The sequence below is a fragment of the Pseudomonas sp. GD03842 genome (genome assembly GCF_029841165.1).
Classification (GTDB): Bacteria; Pseudomonadota; Gammaproteobacteria; order Pseudomonadales; family Pseudomonadaceae; genus Aquipseudomonas.
The window spans coordinates 233,578-252,212 of sequence record NZ_JAOCEA010000003.1; the positions used below are offsets into that span (position 1 = coordinate 233,578).

Here is an 18,635-nt window from a genome sequence, read left to right on the forward strand (position 1 = left end):
CATGGACGCCTTCAACTACCGCGGCGGTGAGCTGTTCGCGGAGGGAGTTGCATTGTCTGCCATCGCCGAGCGTTTCGGCACGCCGACCTATGTTTATTCCCGAGCCCATATCGAAGCCCAGTACCGCGCCTACGCCGACGCGCTGGATGGCATGCCGCATCTGGTGTGTTTCGCTGTCAAGGCCAACTCGAACCTGGGCGTGCTCAACGTCCTGGCCCGTCTGGGCGCCGGTTTCGATATCGTGTCCCGAGGCGAACTGGAGCGCGTTCTGGCCGCGGGCGGTCAAGCCGACCGCATCGTATTTTCCGGTGTCGGCAAGACCCGTGACGACATGCGTCGCGCCCTTGAAGTCGGCGTGCATTGCTTCAACGTAGAGTCCACCGACGAGCTGGAGCGCCTGCAAGTCGTGGCCGCCGAAATGGGCGTGCGCGCGCCGGTGTCCCTGCGGGTGAACCCGGACGTGGATGCCGGCACTCACCCTTACATTTCCACCGGTCTGAAAGAAAACAAGTTCGGCATCGCGATCGCCGACGCCGAAGACGTATACGTGCGCGCCTCACAACTGCCCAACCTGGAAGTCATCGGCGTCGACTGCCACATCGGCTCGCAACTGACCACACTGGCGCCATTCGTCGACGCTCTGGATCGGCTGCTGGACCTCATCGATCGCCTCGGCGATTGCGGCATTCATCTGCGTCACCTGGACCTGGGTGGCGGTCTTGGGGTGCGCTACCGCGATGAAGAACCTCCTCTGGCCGGCGACTACATCAAAGCCGTGCGCGAGCGCCTCGAAGGTCGGGACCTGGCGCTGATGTTCGAACCCGGTCGTTTCATCGTCGCCAACGCGGGCGTACTGCTGACTCGGGTCGAGTACCTCAAGCACACCGAGCACAAGGATTTCGCCATCGTCGACGCCGCGATGAACGACCTGATCCGTCCCGCGTTGTATCAAGCCTGGATGGACGTCAAGGCCGTCAAACCTCGCGACGGCGTAGCACGCACCTACGACGTCGTCGGCCCGATTTGTGAGACCGGTGACTTCCTGGCCAAGGAGCGCGACCTGGCGCTGGCCGAGGGGGATCTGCTGACCGTCCACTCGGCGGGTGCCTATGGCTTTGTCATGAGTTCGAACTACAACACCCGTGGCCGCAGCGCCGAAGTGTTGGTCGACGGCGACCAGGCATTCGAAGTACGCCGTCGCGAAACCCTCACCGAGCTGTTCGCTGGCGAAAGCCTGTTGCCGGAGTAATCCCATGCTGCTGCGTTTTACCAAGATGCACGGCCTGGGCAATGACTTCATGGTGCTGGACCTCGTGAGCCAGCACGCGCACATCCTGCCCAAGCACGCCAAACAGTGGGGCGATCGGCACACCGGCATTGGTTTCGATCAACTGTTGCTGGTCGAAGCGCCCAGCAACCCGGACGTGGACTTTCGCTATCGGATCTTCAATTCGGACGGTTCGGAGGTCGAGCAGTGCGGCAACGGCGCGCGCTGTTTTGCCCGCTTCGTGCTGGACAAGCGGCTGACCGCCAAGAAACAGATCCGCGTCGAAACCAAAGGCGGCATCATCGAGCTGGACATCCGCAGCGACGGCCAGATCAGTGTCGACATGGGCGCGCCACGCCTGGCCCCTGCTGACATCCCTTTCGATGCGCCTCAGCAGGCGCTCAGCTACACGCTTGAGGTGGAGGGCGAACCTGTCGAGCTGGCCGCCGTTTCAATGGGTAATCCCCATGCGGTCCTGCGGGTGTACGACATCAACAACGCACCGGTTCACAGCCTGGGCCCGAAGATTGAACACCATCCGCGCTTCCCGGCCCGAGTGAACGTGGGTTTCCTGCACGTCGTCGATCGCCAGCGCGCGCAGTTGCGGGTGTGGGAGCGGGGTGCGGGAGAAACCCAGGCCTGCGGTACCGGCGCGTGCGCCGCCGCCGTGGCGGCCATCAGTCAAGGCTGGATGGACTCGCCATTGCTGATCGACCTGCCGGGCGGACGCCTGTCCATCGAATGGGCAGGGCCGGGCCACCCGGTAGTGATGACCGGCCCGGCCGTCAGGGTCTACGAAGGCCAAGTTCGTTTATGAGTGAGAGCATGCAATGACCGACAAGCCTCAGACTTCAACCGACACGCCCGGTGAATCGTTCACCGACCAGACAGTGCCTGCCCTTGAAGCCGAGGCTGTCGCGGCTTGGCTGCACAAACATCCGGATTTCTTCGCTGAGCACGATGAGTTGCTCACGACAATGCGCATTCCTCACCAACGCGGCGACACCGTTTCGCTGGTCGAGCGCCAGTTGAAACTGCTGCGTGAGCGCAATATCGAGATGCGCCATCGCCTCTCCCAACTGATGGATGTTGCACGCGACAACGACCGTCTGTTCGAGAAAACCCGTCGCCTGATTCTGGCGCTGATGGATGCCACCAGCCTGGAAGAGATTGTCATGGCCGTCGAAGACAGCCTGCGTCAGGAGTTCCAGGTGCCATTCGTGAGCCTGATTCTGTTCAGCGACAACCCCATGGTCGTGGGCCGCTGGGTCAGCAGCGCAGACGCGCAGAAAGCCATCGGCGGTCTGCTCTCAGGCGGCAAGACCGTCTGCGGAGCCTTGCGGGAGCACGAACTGGAGTTTCTGTTTGGCGCCGATCAGAGCAAGGAAGTGGGCTCCACCGCGATCGTTGCGCTGAATCACCAAGGCCTGCACGGCGTACTGGCCATTGGCAGCCGTGACCCGCAGCATTACAAAAGCTCGGTGGGTACCTTGTTCCTCAGCTACATCGCTGACGTGCTTAGCCGCCTGCTGCCGCGTTTCACCAACGCTTTGCGCTCGGTGCGCTAGCCATGGAACGGCAACTGGACGCCTACTGCACTCACCTTCGCAGTGAGCGTCAAGTGTCGAGCCATACGCTTGAAGCCTATCGTCGCGACCTGAGCAAAGTGCTGAGTTTCTGCGAGAAACAGCACATCGCCGATTGGACAGCACTGGACGCTGCGGCGATGCGCGCGCTGGTGGCGCGGCTGCACCAACAGGGCCAATCCTCACGCAGCATTGCAAGGCTGCTTTCCGCCGTCCGCGGGTTCTATCACCACCTGAACCGCGAAGGCCTGTGCAACCACGATCCTGCGAACGGGCTTTCTCCGCCCAAAGGCGAGCGTCGGCTGCCAAAAACCCTTGATGCCGATCGTACGCTGCAGTTGCTGGAGGGCGGCGTCGAAGACGAGTTTCTCGCGCGTCGTGACCATGCGATTCTTGAACTGTTTTATTCGTCCGGCTTGCGCTTGTCCGAGCTGACCGGCCTGAATTGCGAGCAACTGGATCTGGCCGACGGTCTGGTTCAAGTGCTGGGCAAAGGCAGCAAGACACGCGTGCTCCCTGTGGGTAGAAAAGCCCGAGAAGCGTTGGCAGCCTGGCTGAAACAACGGGCGCTGGCCAACCCTCGCGACGACGCCGTGTTCATCAGCCAGCAGGGGCGCCGTCTCGGACCGCGCTCGATTCAACTTCGGGTCAAGGCAGCGGGTGAGCGCGAATTGGGGCAGAACCTGCACCCCCACATGTTACGGCACTCGTTCGCCAGCCATTTGCTGGAATCGTCCCAAGACCTGCGCGGCGTTCAGGAGTTGCTTGGCCACGCCGATATCACCACGACCCAGATCTACACACACCTGGACTTTCAGCATCTGGCGACCGTGTACGACAGCGCCCACCCGCGGGCCAAACGCAAGGATCCTTCCGAATGAGCGTCAAGCTGATTACCTTCGATCTGGACGACACCCTATGGGAAACGGCGCCCGCCATCGTCAGCGCGGAAGCCATGTTGCGCGACTGGCTGGGTGAGAATGCCCCGAAACTGGGTGCGGTTCCGGTAGAGCATTTGTGGGAAATCCGCTCGCGGCTGGTGGAGGCCGATCCCAGCTTCAAGCATCGGATCAGCGCATTGCGTCGCCGTGTGCTGTTCCACGCGCTGGAGGACGCCGGTTACAGCGCCACCGAGGCGCAGGATCTGGCCGAACAGAGTTTCGAAGTGTTTCTCAAAGGCCGCCACCAGTTGGATATCTTCCCGGAAGTGGTGCCCACGCTGGAAATCCTCACCAAGTCTTACACCTTGGGGGTCGTGACCAACGGCAACGCCGATGTACGTCGACTGGGCTTGGCAGACTATTTCGCCTTTGCGCTGTGCGCGGAAGATCTGGGCATCGGCAAGCCCGATCCAGCGCCTTTCCTCGAAGCCCTCAAGCGAGGCAAGGCAGACGCTGCCCATGCCGTCCACGTGGGGGATCACCCGGGCGATGACATCGCAGGCGCACAGCAGGCCGGATTGCGCGCGATCTGGTACAACCCCGGCGGCAAGGCGTGGGAGGCAGATAAATTGCCGGATGCCGAGATCCGCAGCCTGACGCAGTTGCCAGAGGTGTTGGCGCGGTGGGGGTGAGGGTGTTTGGCGATAAATCGCTAAATTGATGCCCGAAGGGCATAGGTGTTGCGATCTAAAGCCAAAAAAAAGCCCGCAGCGACAGCGGGCTTTTTCTCGGCGGCGCCAGACGTCCTCAGATAGGACGGCTGCCGTACTTGTTGTCAGGCTTTTTGGGAGGGTCGGCAACCACATTGGCTTCGACCTCCTGAATCTTGCCACCGCGGGCAAGGAACTCTTCCATCGCGCGGGCCAGAGCATCGCGCTCTTTGTTCTTGGCTTCCACGCTGGGCAGCTCATCGACCGAGACCGCAGCCTTGGCTTTACCTTTGGCAGGGGCCGCCGGAGCGTCGGGACTGTCTTCTATCTCCGCGCCGTCGTCTTCAGGAGCAGCCGCAAGCTCCTCACCCTCGTCCTCACCTTCCAGATCATCGTCAAGACTCTCGTTATCGATGTCGTCGTCGCTCATGTTCTACCTCATGACTTGCGAAAGCAGATTAGTTATAGCCCAGTTGCGCTTAATTTCTAAGACAGCCGGAAAAAATTCAACTACCGCCGACAATCAGCGGTCGTGCCCCTCTCCCTGAAGGGTGGCGAGGACTTTACGCGCATCGCCTTTATCGCGATGCTCTCCTAAATAGACACCTTGCCAGGTTCCCATCGCCAGTCGCCCGTCCGTAATCGGAATGAGCAACTGGCAGCCCAGTAAACTGGCTTTGAAGTGCGCTGGCAGGTCGTCCGGGCCTTCGTCATCGTGCTCGTAATCGCCGCGTCCTTGTGGGATCAGGCGATTGAAAAAACGTTCGAAGTCGCGTCGCACTGCCGGGTCGGCATTTTCGTTGATGGTCAACGAAGCCGAGGTATGCTGCAGCCACAGATGCAACAAACCGACTCGGCAGTCGCGCAGCTGTGGAAGTTGCGCAACGATTTCATCCGTCACCAGATGGAATCCTCGAGGCCGTGCCCGCAGGGTGATTCTGGTCTGTTGCCACATACGGTTCTCCGCCCTTCGGCGCGCATTCTAACGCGCTGAAAAAAAAAGCAAAGCGCGTAATGAGTGGCGTTTTCTGCAAGCCTGAAACCCGCCCGCGCAAGCTGTCTTGATCGCTCGCACGCCGACTTTCGAACCTGCATTGAACCGGATCGAGATTGCAAATTGGCGTCATCGGCCGAGCGTCCTGCCTATCGACAAACGCCAGACAAAAAAATGCCCGGAAACCCGGGCATTTTTTCGCAACCGCAGTGATTACAAGTTGTAGCCACGCTCGTTGTGTTGCGCAAGGTCCAGGCCAACCGCTTCTTCTTCCTCGGTGACACGCAGACCCATGACAGCGTCCAGCACCTTGAGAATGATGAAGGTCACGATCGCGGTGTAGATGATCGTGAAGCCCACGCCTTTGCACTGAATCCAGACCTGAGCCGCGATGTCGGTCACGGTGCCGAAGCCGCCCAGCGAAGGTGCAGCGAAAACACCGGTCAGGATTGCGCCGAGGATACCGCCGATGCCGTGAACGCCGAAGGCATCCAGCGAGTCGTCGTAGCCCAGTTTGCGTTTCAGACTAGTGGCGCAGAAGAAGCAGACCACGCCGGCCGCAAGACCGATGATCAAGCCGCCCATCGGGCCGACAGTACCGGCCGCAGGGGTGATGGCTACCAGACCGGCAACCACGCCCGAAGCGATGCCCAGCGCGCTTGGCTTACCGTGGGTCAGCCACTCGGCGAACATCCAGCCCAGCGCCGCAGCAGCAGTGGCGATCTGAGTGACCAGCATTGCCATACCGGCAGTGCCGTTGGCCGCAGCGGCGGAACCGGCGTTGAAGCCGAACCAGCCCACCCACAGCATCGCGGCGCCGACCAGGGTGTAACCCAGATTGTGCGGAGCCATTGGGGTGGTCGGGAAGCCTTTACGCTTGCCCAGTACCAGGCACGCCACCAGGCCAGCCACACCAGCGTTGATGTGAACAACGGTGCCGCCTGCGAAATCGAGGACGCCCCAGTCCCACAGCAGACCACCCACGCCACTCCAGACCATGTGCGCGATTGGCGCGTAGACCAGAGTGAACCAGATCGCCATGAAAATCAGCATCGCGGAGAACTTCATGCGTTCCGCGAAAGCACCGACGATCAGGGCGGGGGTGATGATGGCGAATGTCATCTGGAAGGTAACGAATACGGCTTCCGGGAACAGCGCCGCTGCACCCGTGATGCTGGAAGGCGTGATGCCTGCCAGGAACGCCTTCGACAGACCGCCGACGAAGGAGTTGAAATTAACGACGTTGGCTTCCATACCGGTGGTGTCGAACGCCATGCTGTAGCCGTAGATGCACCACAGAATGCTGATCAGGCCAGTGATGGCGAAACATTGCATCATCACCGACAGCACGTTTTTCGAACGAACCATGCCACCGTAGAACAGCGCCAGGCCGGGAACGGTCATGAACAGCACGAGAGCGGTAGAGGTCAGCATCCAGGCAGTATCGCCTGAGTTCAGTACGGGGGCTGCCACTTCGTCTGCCGCCATGGCCAGGCCAGGGGTTACGAGGGACAACAGGGCTCCTAGCCCTGCGATTTGACGCAGAGTCATATTGTTTACTCCTGGGGCGTTGGGTTTGGCGGCTTAGATTGCGTCGGTATCGGTTTCGCCGGTACGGATGCGAATAGCCTGTTCCAGATTGACCACGAAGATCTTCCCGTCACCGATCTTGCCGGTGTTGGCCGCTTTGGTTATCGCTTCGATAACGCGGTCCAGATCCTTGTCGTCAATTGCAACATCGATCTTCACCTTGGGAAGGAAGTCGACTACATATTCCGCACCGCGATACAGCTCGGTGTGGCCTTTCTGACGTCCGAAGCCTTTGACTTCAGTAACCGTGATGCCCTGCACGCCGATTTCAGACAACGACTCGCGTACGTCGTCGAGCTTGAACGGCTTAATGATGGCAGTGACTAGCTTCATGAAACTTTCTCCCGAATTGGTGGACTTGCCCCAGGAAAACAAACCCGACTCAAGTCTAAGCGCAGTGTCTGGCTTTGTAACGCGTCGATGGCCCGAACAGACCTGACCAACTCCAGAAAACCGCTTCTGACGAAACACTTCCCCGCTCCGCCTGCCGCACTGCATTCGTCACAGCGACTGCATCAGTGCATGGGTCATAAGCCACTAAGCAGAAACCTTGCCATATCGGCAAGTGCCTCGAATTCCGCTGCTTTCGGCGGCGAAGGAGGAGGTCAGATCGCCATCACTCAGGGCACTCGCACAACAACAGTGCGTGCGTGCACGGCGTCATGCGCGAAAACCGTGCAACACGAGCCCGATCAAAAGAGGTTGTGCACCCCGTGTTACACTGCGGCCCACCTGATTCAGGAAGACCATCATGCTCGCACCCAAAGCTTTTCTGGACGCCCTGAGCGGCCACGCCTCCCGCCTTTTGGACGGCGAGACCCCACTCCCGCGCAACGAATTCGAAACTCAGTTCAGGGCCCTCCTGCAAAGCGGCTTCAGCAAGCTGGATCTGGTCAGCCGGGAAGAATTCGACAGCCAGATGGTCGTCCTGGCCCGCACCCGTGCCCGCCTTGAAGCACTGGAAGCGAAAATGGCAGAGCTTGAGGCGCAGTTGGCGGGGCCCGCGAAGGATTGAATCGATTGCGTGTAGTTGCCCCATGCAGGAGCAAAACTGCTCATGAATGGGGCCATTGCACGTGATCATTCCGCGGCGACACACCTCGTAGAACTTGTCCCGTCCTCCCCTGCTACCCCATGACTATCCTTGAGCACGCCGCAGGACGCGGTGCCGCTATCAAGGATCTTCATGTCCCTCGCCATCGTTCTCAGCCGCGCTCAAGTGGGCGTCGAAGCCCCCGCCGTCACCGTGGAAACCCATCTGGCCAACGGGCTGCCGAGCCTGACGTTAGTCGGCTTGCCGGAAGGTGCGGTGAAGGAGAGTAAAGATCGGGTACGTAGTGCGATTCTTAACTGTCGGCTCGAATTTCCGGCGCGGCGCATCACGCTGAATCTCGCGCCTGCGGACCTGCCCAAAGACGGCGGACGATTTGACCTGGCAATTGCGCTGGGCTTGCTCGCCGCCAGTGCGCAGATTCCCATGCAGGCACTGGATAATGTGGAGTGCTTGGGCGAGTTGGCATTGTCAGGGTCAATACGGCCCGTGCAGGGCGTTTTACCTGCGGCTCTGGCCGCTCGGGATGCCGGACATACATTGATCGTCCCTGCTGTGAATGCCGAGGAAGCCTGCCTGGCGTCAGGTTTGAAAGTGATCGCGGTCAGTCATCTGCTGGAGTTGGTGTCGCATCTCAACGGCCATACGACGATTGAGCCTTACGCATCCAACGGGCTGATCCTACAGACTCGGCCTTACCCCGATTTAAGCGAGGTACAGGGCCAGACCGCCGCCAAACGTGCGCTGCTGGTGGCCGCAGCCGGAGCCCATAACCTGCTTTTTAGTGGACCGCCGGGCACCGGAAAGACGCTATTGGCCAGCCGTCTGCCAGGTCTTCTACCGCCGCTGGATGAGCGGGAGGCGCTGGAGGTGGCGGCCATTCAGTCGGTCGCCAGCCATGCGCCGCTGACCAGTTGGCCGCAGCGCCCTTTCAGACAACCCCATCACTCCGCGTCGGGCCCCGCATTGGTCGGCGGCGGCAGTCGACCGCAGCCTGGTGAAATCACGTTGGCGCATCACGGCGTTCTGTTTTTAGATGAGCTTCCGGAGTTTGACCGGCGTGTTCTGGAGGTCTTGAGGGAGCCGCTGGAGTCCGGGTATATCGTGATTTCCAGGGCCCGCGACAGGGTACGCTTTCCCGCACGGTTCCAGTTGGTGGCCGCCATGAATCCCTGCCCATGCGGCTACCACGGCGAGCCAACCGGACGCTGCCGATGCTCGACCGACCAGATCCAGCGCTATCGCAACAAACTGTCCGGTCCGCTGCTGGACCGTATTGATCTGCACCTGACCGTCGCCCGGGAAACGACCTCACTGGCGGCACCTACGCATACTGGCGAAACCAGCGCGGATGCTGCGCTTGTGGTCTCCGAGGCCAGAGAACGCCAGCAAAGACGACAAGGTTGCGCCAATGCCTTTCTCGACTTGCCCGCCCTGCGCCAACATTGCGTGTTGCTGCCTGAAGATGAAGCCTGGCTCGAAACGGCGTGTGAGCGTTTGAACCTGTCGTTGCGCGCAGCCCATCGTTTGCTGAAGGTGGCGCGCACGCTGGCGGATCTGGAGCGGGAGCCCGCGATATCGAGAGCGCACATTGCCGAAGCGTTGCAGTACCGGCCGTCCTCGGGGTGATGCGCTCACGCATCTGGCCGCAGCCTGCAGGAGCAGCGTGCTACGCCATTCGCAGAATCAAAAGCGGACTCCTGCCGACACGTCGAGCCCGCGTCACCTGAACCGATCCACTTCCTTGCGCAGGTCCGCCGCCAGCGCGTTCAGTTCCTGCGCCGTCACGGCCAGGTTCGAGACCACTTCCCGTTGTTCGCTGTTGGCCAATGCAATGCTTTGCAGGTTGGCACTGAGCAGCGTCGCAGTATTGCTTTGCTCCTGGGTCGCGGTGGTGATCGAGGCGAACTGGTCGCCTGCCGAGCGGCTTTGCTCGTCAATCTGGGCCAACGCCGCAGCAACTTTGGCGTTACGTGACAAACCCTCCTGCATCAGCGCATTGCCGTGTTCCATGGTGCTGATCGCGTTACTGGTTTCCTGCTGGATGCTGGCGATCATGCCCGAAATTTCATCGGTGGCCTGACGGGTGCGCGACGCCAGGTTACGCACTTCGTCGGCCACCACAGCAAAACCTCGACCCTGCTCGCCTGCGCGCGCCGCCTCGATGGCAGCGTTGAGTGCCAGAAGGTTGGTCTGTTCGGCGATGGACGTAATGACGCTGACAATGCCGCCAATTTCCTGGGAGCGTTGGCCCAGCGTGTTGATCACCGCCGCGGTACTGCCCAAGGAACCGGCGATCTGCTCCAGCGAAGCTGAAGCCTCCTCCATGGAGGTGCGTCCGATACGAGTCTGCTGAGCGTTACCCTGGGCCAGCCGCTCGGTACTGCCCATGTTGTCGGCGATCGTCAGTGCCGTGGCGCTGAACTCTTCGACCGCCCCCGCCATGCTGGTGATTTCCCCGGACTGTTGCTCCATGCCCTCATAAGCCCCACCGGAGAGCCCGGACAACGCTTGCGCACGCCCACTGACCTCCTGGGCCGCGGTGCGAATGTGCGACACCATGAGCTCCAACGCCTGCCCCATTTTGTTGAAGCTGCCGGCCAACTGACCGATTTCGTCATGACTCGTAATGTGCAGACGCACGCTCAAATCGCCGGCGCCCAACGCCTCGGCCTGGTTGACGAGCGCTGACAGAGGCTGCAACTTGCTACGCAGCAGCCAGATTGCCGAGCCCACTGCAATCAGCATCGCCAGCAGGCTGCCAATGGCCAGCTGCATGCCCACTTTCCAGGTCACTGCGCTGATTTCATCTTTCGGCATGATGGCCAGGATCGACCAAGGTCCACCGGTGAACGGCTCGGCCACCGCATAAAAATCCTCCCCTGCGTCCTGCCAGAAACGTCCTACATTGGGCGTCTTGACGAAATCGGCCAGGGTTTTGCGCGCCTGATCCAAATCCTTTACGCCAGCAGGGGGGACCAGCCAATTGTTTTGCTCATCCAGCACGGCGAGAGAACCGGTGTCGCCAATACGAAAGCTCTTGAGGTTTTCGAACTGCGCCTTTTGCGCGTCGGTGTAATCGAAGCCCACGAACAACACCGCAATGACCTTGCCGCTGCTGTCGCGTACCGGGGAGTATTGAGTCATGTACAAGCGATCGAACAGCAAGGCGCGCCCCACATAGCCTTGCCCGGCCAGCAGTTTGTCGTAGGCGGGGTGTTTGTGGTCAAGCGCGGTGCCGATGGCGCGCGAGCCGTCCTGCTTGCTCAGCGAGGTGCTGATGCGGATGAAATCCTCCCCGCTGCGCACGAAAACGGTCGCCACGCCCGCGGTCATCTTTTTGAAGTCGTCGACCTCAGTGAAGTCGTTGTTCAACACAGTGCCGTGCAGCAATAACGCCGGTGTTTGCACGCCCGCTACAGCGATGGACTGATCAGCCTGGATCGTCAGGCCATTGAACCGCTTTTCGAACAGGCCACTCAGGCGTTGGGTGCTGTCGCGCAGCGTACTGTGGAAGGTGTTGAGCTGGTCGGCCAGTAATCGCGCCTCGCTGCCCATGTGCTCCTCGCGAATGGTCAGGTTGGCCGAATCGAGCGAACGCAGGGCGAAAAGCGTACTGCCGCTGATAACGATAGCCAGGATGACGGCCAGGGCAATCCCGAGTTGCGATGCAATGCGGGCACGGGGCTTGGGCATGAAAACTCCTTGCCGAACGACCGGACCATCCTGATCGCGGGCAAACCATTCGGACTGTTTCTAATAGAGGGGATCGATGAGTCGATAGATGCGAACCGACCCTGTACTTAGGAATCGGCTGACAGCCGGAATACTTGAGTCTGACGCCGGGTTTTAGGCTTGGCAGCAGGTGCGTCTGCGAACGGGCTTTGTGCCTATTCAAGGATCGTCACCTGCGGCAATTCCATCGCCTGCACTTCGCTTTTGAGAAAGTCGCTCAATCTGCGCAGCCGCTCGCCTCCGGGTCGGGTCTTGGGCCAGACCAGGTAATAGTTTTCCCCGCTGAACACCGCCGTGCGCCACGGCAGGCTCAAGCGGCCCTGAAGGACGTCTTCGGCAACCATCAGCAAATCACCCATGGAAACCCCATAGCCCCGCGCCGCGGCGATCATGCCCAGCTCGAGCGTATCGAACACCTGACCGCCCTTGAGCGACACCTGATCCGACAACCCCATGCGCTCCAGCCAACTGCGCCAGTCCCGGCGATCAGGTGTGGGATGCAGCAGCTCGGTGCTGGCCAACCGTGCCACATCCCAGGGCCCATCATCGAGCAAATTGGGCGAGCCGACGGGAATGAGTAACTCCGGAAACAGGTAGGTCGCTTCCCAATCAGGAGGAAAGTGACCTCGGCTGAGCAGGACAGCGCAGTCGAACGGCTCCTGGGTGAAATCCACATGGTCGATGTCCATCCAGGCGCTGGTCAGTTGGACCTCGTTTCCCACCTGCAAATGACGAAACCGACTCAGCCGCGCCAACAGCCACCGCATGGTCAGCGTCGATGGCGCTTTCATGCGTAGGATGCCCTCTTCTGCCATCAACGCGCTGCAGGCTCGCTCCAGCGCTGAAAAGCCTTCGCGTACACCCGGCAGCAGTTCGCGCGCCGCCTCGGTCAATTGAAGGTTGCGTCCCTGGCGGCGAAACAGTCGGCAGGCGAAATGCTGTTCCAGTGTATGGATATGGCGACTCACCGCACTTTGAGTGATGGACAGCTCCTCTGCCGCGCGGGTGAACGAGCTGTGCCGTGCGGCGGCTTCGAATGCGCGCAGCGCATACAGCGGCGGGAGACTACGAGGCATGAGGCGCTTCCTGTTTGAGTGGTGGCGACGCAAGAAGCGCTAATGTAAAACAGTCAGGATGAGTTTTACTCATGCCAGTGATCGTATTTATCCCTTTGTGCAATGCGTGCCGAATCACCACAATGGGCTGCTCATCCCTGCCTCTCCCTTCGAGCGCCCGACCATGCAACAGCACGCCTTCAAAGAACTTTGGATCATCCTGCGGCTGGCTGGGCCGCTGATCGCTTCCCAGATGGCACACATGCTGATGGTCTTCACCGACACGGTGATGATGGGCAAACTCGGCCCGGAATCCCTCGCCGGCGGCGGGCTGGGCGCCGCCAGCTACAACTTTGTGTCTTTCTTCTGCGTCGGTGTAATGGCGGCGGTTGGCACGCTGGTGGCCATTCGCAAGGGTGCCAATGATGACGCAGGCGCCACCCGCCTGACTCAGGCGGGGCTATGGCTGGCGTGGGGCATGGCGCTGATCGCCGCGCTCGTTTTGTGGAACCTTGCACCGATTTTGGCGCACTTCGGCCAAGACGAAGCCAACGTGCTCATGGCCAGCCAATTTCTGACCACCTTGCCGCTGGCGCTGCCGGGACTGCTGAGTTTCATGGCATTGCGCGGCTTCACCAGCGCCCTTGGCCGGGCCACTCCCGTCATGGTCATCAGCCTGGCGGGCGTGGTGGCCAACTTCGGTCTGAACTACGCCTTCATCCATGGCCTGTTCGGCCTGCCGCACTGGGGCCTAATGGGCATCGGCCTGGTCACCGCGATTGTCACCAACGGCATGGCGCTGACTCTGTGGCTGCACATTCGTTATCACCGTGCGTATTCGGCGTATCCGATTCACAAAGACCTGATGAGCCTTTCGCGCACCTGTCTCAAGGAACTCTGGCGGCTGGGCCTGCCCATCGGCGGGACTTACGCGGTCGAAGTCGGCCTGTTCACCTTCGCAGCGTTCTGCATGGGCGCGATGGGCAGCACGCAAATGGCGGCGCACCAGATCGCCCTGCAATCGGTGTCGATGGCCTTCATGATTCCCGTCGGGATTTCCTACGCCGTGACCATGCGCATCGGCCTGCATTACGGCGCCGGTAACTTGCTGCTGGCGCGCACGGCGGGACGCATGGGTATCGCGTTCGGCGGCCTGCTGATGCTGACGTTCGGCATTCTGTTCTGGGTGGCGCCGCATGCGGTCATCGGGCTGTTCGTTGACCTGCGAGATCCCACCTACCAAGGCGTCGTCGAGCTGGCGGTGAAGTTGCTGGCGATAGCGGCCTGGTTCGAAATCCTCGATGGCACGCAAACCATTGCGATGGGAGCGATTCGCGGCTTCAAGGACGCCAAGACCACCTTTCTCATTGGTCTGATCAGCTATTGGCTGGTCGGTGCGCCGTTGGCGTGGGGGTTCGGTTTCCTCGGGCACTACGGTGCAGAAGGCGTCTGGTGGGGGCTGGCGCTGGGGCTGTTGTGCTCGGCGGTGGCGTTGACCCTGGCATTCGAGCGCAAGACGACCAAGCTGTTGCGCAAAGAGGCGACGGGTGTCGTTGTGATGGGCTGACGCCGAATATGTGTAGGACCCAGCTTACCCGCGATCGCGTTGTGTCATTCAAGGTATGTGCGACTGACCGAACGCAATCGCGGGCAAGCGCGCTCCTACGAGAGAGGTGTGGTCATATCTCGGCCATCTCCCTGAAAAGAGGCGACTGGCGTTGCTGTGATGGGCTAACGCCGAATATGCGTAGGAGCGCGCTTGCCCGCGACAGCGTTGTGTCAGGCAACATATTTGTCGTAGATACACCGCAATCGCGGGCACGCGCGCTCCTACGAGAGCGGTAGGTTCATATCCGCTGCACCACCCGGCCATCTCCCTGATCGGACATCAGGTGATCGATCAGTTCCGGCAGCGCCAGCGGATGACTGATCAGATACCCCTGTGCCTGGTCGCAATCGAAGCTGCGCAGCAACGCCAGTTGTGCTGGCGTTTCGACGCCTTCGGCCACGACTTCCAGACTGAGGTTGTGCGCCAGGTTGATCATGGCGTGCACCAGCTTGCGGTTTTCTTCACGTTGTTCCATTTCGCCGACAAAGCTTTTGTCGATTTTGAGCAGTGTGATCGGCAAGCTGTTCAGGTGCACGAACGACGAGAACCCGGTACCGAAGTCGTCCAGCGAGAAGCGCACACCCAAGCGCCCCAGGGCGTCCATGGTCTGTTTGACCAAGTCACTGCGCCGCATGACCGCAGTCTCGGTGAGTTCGAATTCCAGCCACTGCGCATCGATGCCACGGTCCACGATCAGCCGGCTCAGGGTTGGCAGCAACTGGTTGTCTTGAAACTGCCGAAAGGACAGGTTGATTGCCATGTGCAGCGGCGGCAGGCCCTTTTGACGCAGGGTTTGCATGTCGCGCAATGCGCGGGAAATGACCCAATAGCCCAACGGTACGATCAAGCCGCTCTGCTCTGCCAGCGGAACGAATTCGCTGGGCGGCAGCAACCCACGCTCGGTATGCCGCCAGCGCACCAAGGCCTCCAACCCGAGAATCTTGCCTGAGTTCAGACACAGGCGCGGCTGGTAATGCAGTTCCAGCTCATCACGACGCAGGGCCCGCCGTAGCTCGCTTTCCAGATCGGCCAGACTGCGGGCATTGCGGTTGATGCGTTCATTGAAGACATGGAAGGTGCAGCCTTGGGTGCTTTTAGCCTGCTGCATGGCGATGTGCGCATGCCACATCAAGGGGTCGGCGCCGGCGTCGGCGCGGGCATGGGCGATGCCCAGGCTGCAACCGATCAACAAGCTCTCACCGTCGATCCAGTAAGGCTCGGATAGCGCCTCGGTGATGCGCTCGGCCATCCATTCGGCCCGCTGGGGCGCGCGCCGCGTGTCGATCAGCAAGGCGAACTCGTCGCTGCCCAGTCGGGCCAGTTGGTCGCACGCCTCAAGCTGACCCTTGAGCCGCGCAACCACCTGCAGGATGAGTCGGTCCCCAGCCTGGTGGCCCAGGGCATCATTGGCGCGCCGGAAGTTGTCCAGGTCCAGATGCCCCAGCGCCAGTCCGCGCCCGTCGAACTCGGCCAGGCGTGCTGCCAGCAACGTCTGGAAACCCTGCCGGTTGGCGATGCCGGTCAGCGGATCTTGCTCGGCCAGGCGCTGTAACGTGGTTTCCAGCAGCCCGCGCTCGCGCACATGGCGCAAGCAACGCCGCAGGCTCTGGGGTGTCAGCGCGTCACGCACCAGCCAGTCGGCGACGCCGATCGGGTCGGCATCAGGCTCGACATCGAACAGCAACACGGTCGGCCAGTTGCATTGGCTTGCTAGGGGTTGCAAGTGCGGGGGTGTAAAGAGAATGAACGTGTGGGCAGGATCGACAGCATCACCCACCGCCTCCCAGCCCGGCGCACAGTCGAGATGCACGGCGCCTCCCAGCAGTGCCAGAGACTCGCGCAATAACGTCGGCCATTCCGGCGTATCCGCCAGCAGCAGCAAACGCAAGGGTTCGACAGGCGTAGACAAGCTAGCTCCCTACACAAACAAAAGGCTTCGGCGCCCACTCGATCGAATGGCGTCAAACGCGGTGATCATCGCGTGATGCGCAAATGTAACAAAACGGGGAAATATAGATAGCGTGACGCATCACAGTGTCGGACGGTCGCTGCACAATCCTCGGACCCTGTTAAAATGCCTGCCCATTTTTCTGGCTATCTCCTTTTTTCCCCATGTCCCGACTCAATCCCCGGCAACAAGAAGCCGTGAACTACGTCGGCGGCCCTCTTTTGGTGCTCGCCGGCGCGGGTTCCGGCAAGACCAGCGTGATCACCCGCAAGATTGCCCACCTCATTCAGAACTGCGGCATCCGTGCGCAGTACATTGTCGCCATGACCTTCACCAACAAGGCGGCGCGGGAAATGAAGGAACGGGTCGGCACTCTGCTGCGCAGCGGCGAAGGGCGTGGCCTGACGGTCTCTACGTTCCACAACCTGGGCTTGAACATCATCCGTAAGGAGCACGTCCGCCTGGGGTACAAGCCGGGGTTCTCGATTTTCGACGAGACAGACGTCAAAGCGCTGATGACCGACATCATGCAGAAGGAATACTCGGGAGACGACGGCGTCGACGAGATCAAGAACATGATCGGCGCCTGGAAGAATGACCTGATTCTGCCGTCCGAAGCGCTGGCCAACGCACGCAACCCCAAGGAGCAGACGGCCGCAATCGTCTACACCCATTATCAGCGCACGCTGAAAGCGTATAACGCGGTGGACTTCGACGACTTGATCCTGCTGCCGGTGAAGCTGTTCGAGGAACACAAGGACATTCTCGAAAAATGGCAGAACAAGGTGCGTTACCTCCTGGTAGACGAATACCAGGACACCAACGCCAGCCAGTACCTGCTGGTGAAAATGCTCATCGGTACGCGCTGCCAGTTCACCGTGGTGGGCGACGATGACCAGTCGATCTACGCCTGGCGCGGCGCGCGGCCAGAGAACCTGATGCTGCTCAAGGAAGATTACCCATCGCTGAAGGTGGTGATGCTCGAGCAGAACTATCGCTCGACCAGCCGCATCCTGCGCTGCGCCAACGTGCTGATCGCCAACAACCCCCATGCCTTCGAAAAGCAGCTGTGGAGTGAAATGGGGCACGGCGACGAAATCCGCGTGATCCGCTGCAAGAACGAAGACGCCGAAGCCGAGCGCGTGGCAGTGGAAATTCTCAGCCTGCACCTGCGCACCGACCGCCCCTACAGTGACTTCGCCATCCTGTACCGCGGCAACTACCAGGCCAAACTGATCGAGCTGAAGCTTCAGCACCATCAGATCCCGTATCGGCTGTCGGGCGGAAGCAGTTTCTTCGGTCGCCAGGAGGTGAAAGACCTCATGGCCTATTTCCGGCTGCTGGTAAACCCGGACGATGACAACGCCTTTCTGCGCGTGATCAACGTGCCGCGTCGGGAAATCGGCTCGACCACGTTGGAAAAGCTAGGCAACTATGCCACGGAGCGCGGCGTCTCGATGTACGCCGCGACCGACGAACTCGGGCTGGGCGAACATCTGGACAGCCGCTTCACCGATCGCCTCAAGCGCTTCAAACACTGGATGGACGGTGTGCGTCAGCAGTGCGCGCTCAATGAGCCGATCGCCGCCCTGCGCAGCATGGTCATGGACATCGACTACGAGAACTGGATTCGTCAGAACAGCTCGAGCGACAAAGCCGCCGACTACCGAATGGGCAACGTGTGGTTCTTGATCGAAGCGTTGAAAAACACGCTGGAGAAGGACGAAGAAGGGGGCATGACCATCGAGGAGGCCATCGGCAAGCTTGTCTTGCGGGACATGCTCGAACGTCAGCAGGAAGAGGAAGACGGCGCCGAAGGCGTGCAGATGATGACCTTGCACGCCTCCAAGGGCCTTGAATTTCCCTACGTCTTCATCATGGGCATGGAAGAAGAGATCCTTCCGCATCGTTCCAGCATCGAAGCCGATACCATCGAGGAAGAACGGCGCCTGGCCTACGTGGGCATTACCCGCGCCCGTCAGACATTGGCGTTTACCTTTGCAGCCAAGCGCAAGCAGTACGGCGAGGTCATCGACTGCTTGCCGAGCCGCTTCCTCGACGAGCTGCCGCCGGACGACCTGGCCTGGGAAGGCAACGACGACACACCGACCGAAGTGAAGGCCGTTCGCGGCAATACGGCATTGGCGGATATCCGCGCCATGCTGAAAAGATAAACCGACATTTCGCGCACTGGCGCACCGAGGAACAC

At 60.7% G+C, this 18,635-nt stretch carries 16 protein-coding genes; 9 read left to right on the forward strand and 7 right to left on the reverse strand.

Translation table 11 applies throughout. The annotated features are described in order from the left end of the window. The first annotated feature begins 1 nt into the window (after position 1). From lysA to N5D61_RS06060, 5 genes are read left to right on the forward strand one after another with little or no spacing between them, the layout of a single operon-like run. Positions 2-1,249, forward strand: coding sequence for a diaminopimelate decarboxylase (gene lysA, locus N5D61_RS06040; RefSeq protein ID WP_279891399.1), 1,248 nt, complete (start codon positions 2-4; stop codon positions 1,247-1,249). Between the two features lie 4 nt (positions 1,250-1,253). Then, complete coding sequence (gene dapF, locus N5D61_RS06045; protein WP_279891400.1) at positions 1,254-2,084, forward strand: diaminopimelate epimerase; 831 nt, start codon at positions 1,254-1,256, stop codon at positions 2,082-2,084. A gap of 13 nt (positions 2,085-2,097) precedes the next feature. Next, positions 2,098-2,835 carry a DUF484 family protein gene (locus N5D61_RS06050; RefSeq protein ID WP_279891401.1) on the forward strand — a complete coding sequence of 246 codons (738 nt, stop codon included), beginning with the start codon at positions 2,098-2,100 and terminating at the stop codon, positions 2,833-2,835. 2 nt (positions 2,836-2,837) lie between these two features. Next, on the forward strand, positions 2,838-3,734 hold the full coding sequence (gene xerC, locus N5D61_RS06055; protein ID WP_279891403.1) for a tyrosine recombinase XerC: 897 nt from the start codon (positions 2,838-2,840) through the stop codon (positions 3,732-3,734). Beyond that, positions 3,731-4,426 (forward strand): HAD family hydrolase, encoded by a 696-nt coding sequence (locus N5D61_RS06060; RefSeq protein WP_108236166.1) that lies wholly within the window; start codon positions 3,731-3,733, stop codon positions 4,424-4,426. Before xerC ends, N5D61_RS06060 begins: the two co-directional genes overlap by 4 nt. A 115-nt stretch (positions 4,427-4,541) precedes the next feature. Here the strand turns inward: N5D61_RS06060 and sutA are convergent, their stop codons facing one another. From sutA to glnK, 4 genes are all read right to left on the reverse strand, one after another. Next, positions 4,542-4,874 carry a transcriptional regulator SutA gene (gene sutA, locus N5D61_RS06065; RefSeq protein ID WP_108236167.1) on the reverse strand — a complete coding sequence of 111 codons (333 nt, stop codon included), beginning with the start codon at positions 4,872-4,874 and terminating at the stop codon, positions 4,542-4,544. A 93-nt stretch (positions 4,875-4,967) separates the two neighbouring features. Next, the gene (locus N5D61_RS06070; RefSeq protein WP_279891406.1) at positions 4,968-5,399 is read right to left on the reverse strand and encodes a secondary thiamine-phosphate synthase enzyme YjbQ; all 432 of its coding nucleotides are present in this window, start codon (positions 5,397-5,399) and stop codon (positions 4,968-4,970) included. A 252-nt stretch (positions 5,400-5,651) separates the two neighbouring features. Beyond that, positions 5,652-6,989 carry an ammonium transporter gene (locus N5D61_RS06075; RefSeq protein WP_108236169.1) on the reverse strand — a complete coding sequence of 446 codons (1,338 nt, stop codon included), beginning with the start codon at positions 6,987-6,989 and terminating at the stop codon, positions 5,652-5,654. A gap of 33 nt (positions 6,990-7,022) precedes the next feature. After that, positions 7,023-7,361: a P-II family nitrogen regulator gene (glnK, locus tag N5D61_RS06080; RefSeq protein ID WP_002555808.1), complete on the reverse strand. Its 339-nt coding sequence runs from the start codon at positions 7,359-7,361 to the stop codon at positions 7,023-7,025. 418 nt (positions 7,362-7,779) lie between these two features. Here glnK and N5D61_RS06085 point away from each other — a divergent pair, with 418 nt between their 5' ends. Together N5D61_RS06085 and N5D61_RS06090 are read left to right on the forward strand one after the other, a co-directional pair. Beyond that, the gene (locus N5D61_RS06085) at positions 7,780-8,043 is read left to right on the forward strand and encodes an accessory factor UbiK family protein (RefSeq protein ID WP_108236170.1); all 264 of its coding nucleotides are present in this window, start codon (positions 7,780-7,782) and stop codon (positions 8,041-8,043) included. Positions 8,044-8,214: 171 nt separating this feature from the next. Further along, a complete protein-coding gene (locus N5D61_RS06090; RefSeq protein WP_279891410.1) occupies positions 8,215-9,708 on the forward strand; it encodes a YifB family Mg chelatase-like AAA ATPase in 1,494 nt (497 codons plus the stop codon). A gap of 93 nt (positions 9,709-9,801) precedes the next feature. On the opposite strand, the gene N5D61_RS06095 is transcribed toward N5D61_RS06090, so the two are convergent. Both N5D61_RS06095 and N5D61_RS06100 read right to left on the reverse strand, forming a co-directional pair. Next, positions 9,802-11,775, reverse strand: a complete 1,974-nt coding sequence (locus tag N5D61_RS06095) for a methyl-accepting chemotaxis protein (RefSeq protein ID WP_279891412.1) — start codon at positions 11,773-11,775, stop codon at positions 9,802-9,804. Positions 11,776-11,969: 194 nt separating this feature from the next. Then, on the reverse strand, positions 11,970-12,890 hold the full coding sequence (locus tag N5D61_RS06100) for a LysR substrate-binding domain-containing protein (protein ID WP_108236173.1): 921 nt from the start codon (positions 12,888-12,890) through the stop codon (positions 11,970-11,972). 163 nt (positions 12,891-13,053) lie between these two features. On the opposite strand from N5D61_RS06100, the gene N5D61_RS06105 reads away from it, so the two are divergent. Beyond that, positions 13,054-14,436, forward strand: a complete 1,383-nt coding sequence (locus N5D61_RS06105; protein WP_279891414.1) for a NorM family multidrug efflux MATE transporter — start codon at positions 13,054-13,056, stop codon at positions 14,434-14,436. Positions 14,437-14,716: 280 nt separating this feature from the next. Here N5D61_RS06105 and N5D61_RS06110 read toward each other — a convergent pair whose 3' ends face one another. Beyond that, on the reverse strand, positions 14,717-16,387 hold the full coding sequence (locus N5D61_RS06110) for a bifunctional diguanylate cyclase/phosphodiesterase (protein WP_279891416.1): 1,671 nt from the start codon (positions 16,385-16,387) through the stop codon (positions 14,717-14,719). 203 nt (positions 16,388-16,590) lie between these two features. Here N5D61_RS06110 and rep point away from each other — a divergent pair, with 203 nt between their 5' ends. Beyond that, positions 16,591-18,600, forward strand: a complete 2,010-nt coding sequence (gene rep / locus N5D61_RS06115; RefSeq protein ID WP_279891418.1) for a DNA helicase Rep — start codon at positions 16,591-16,593, stop codon at positions 18,598-18,600. The last annotated feature ends 35 nt before the right edge of the window (positions 18,601-18,635 follow it).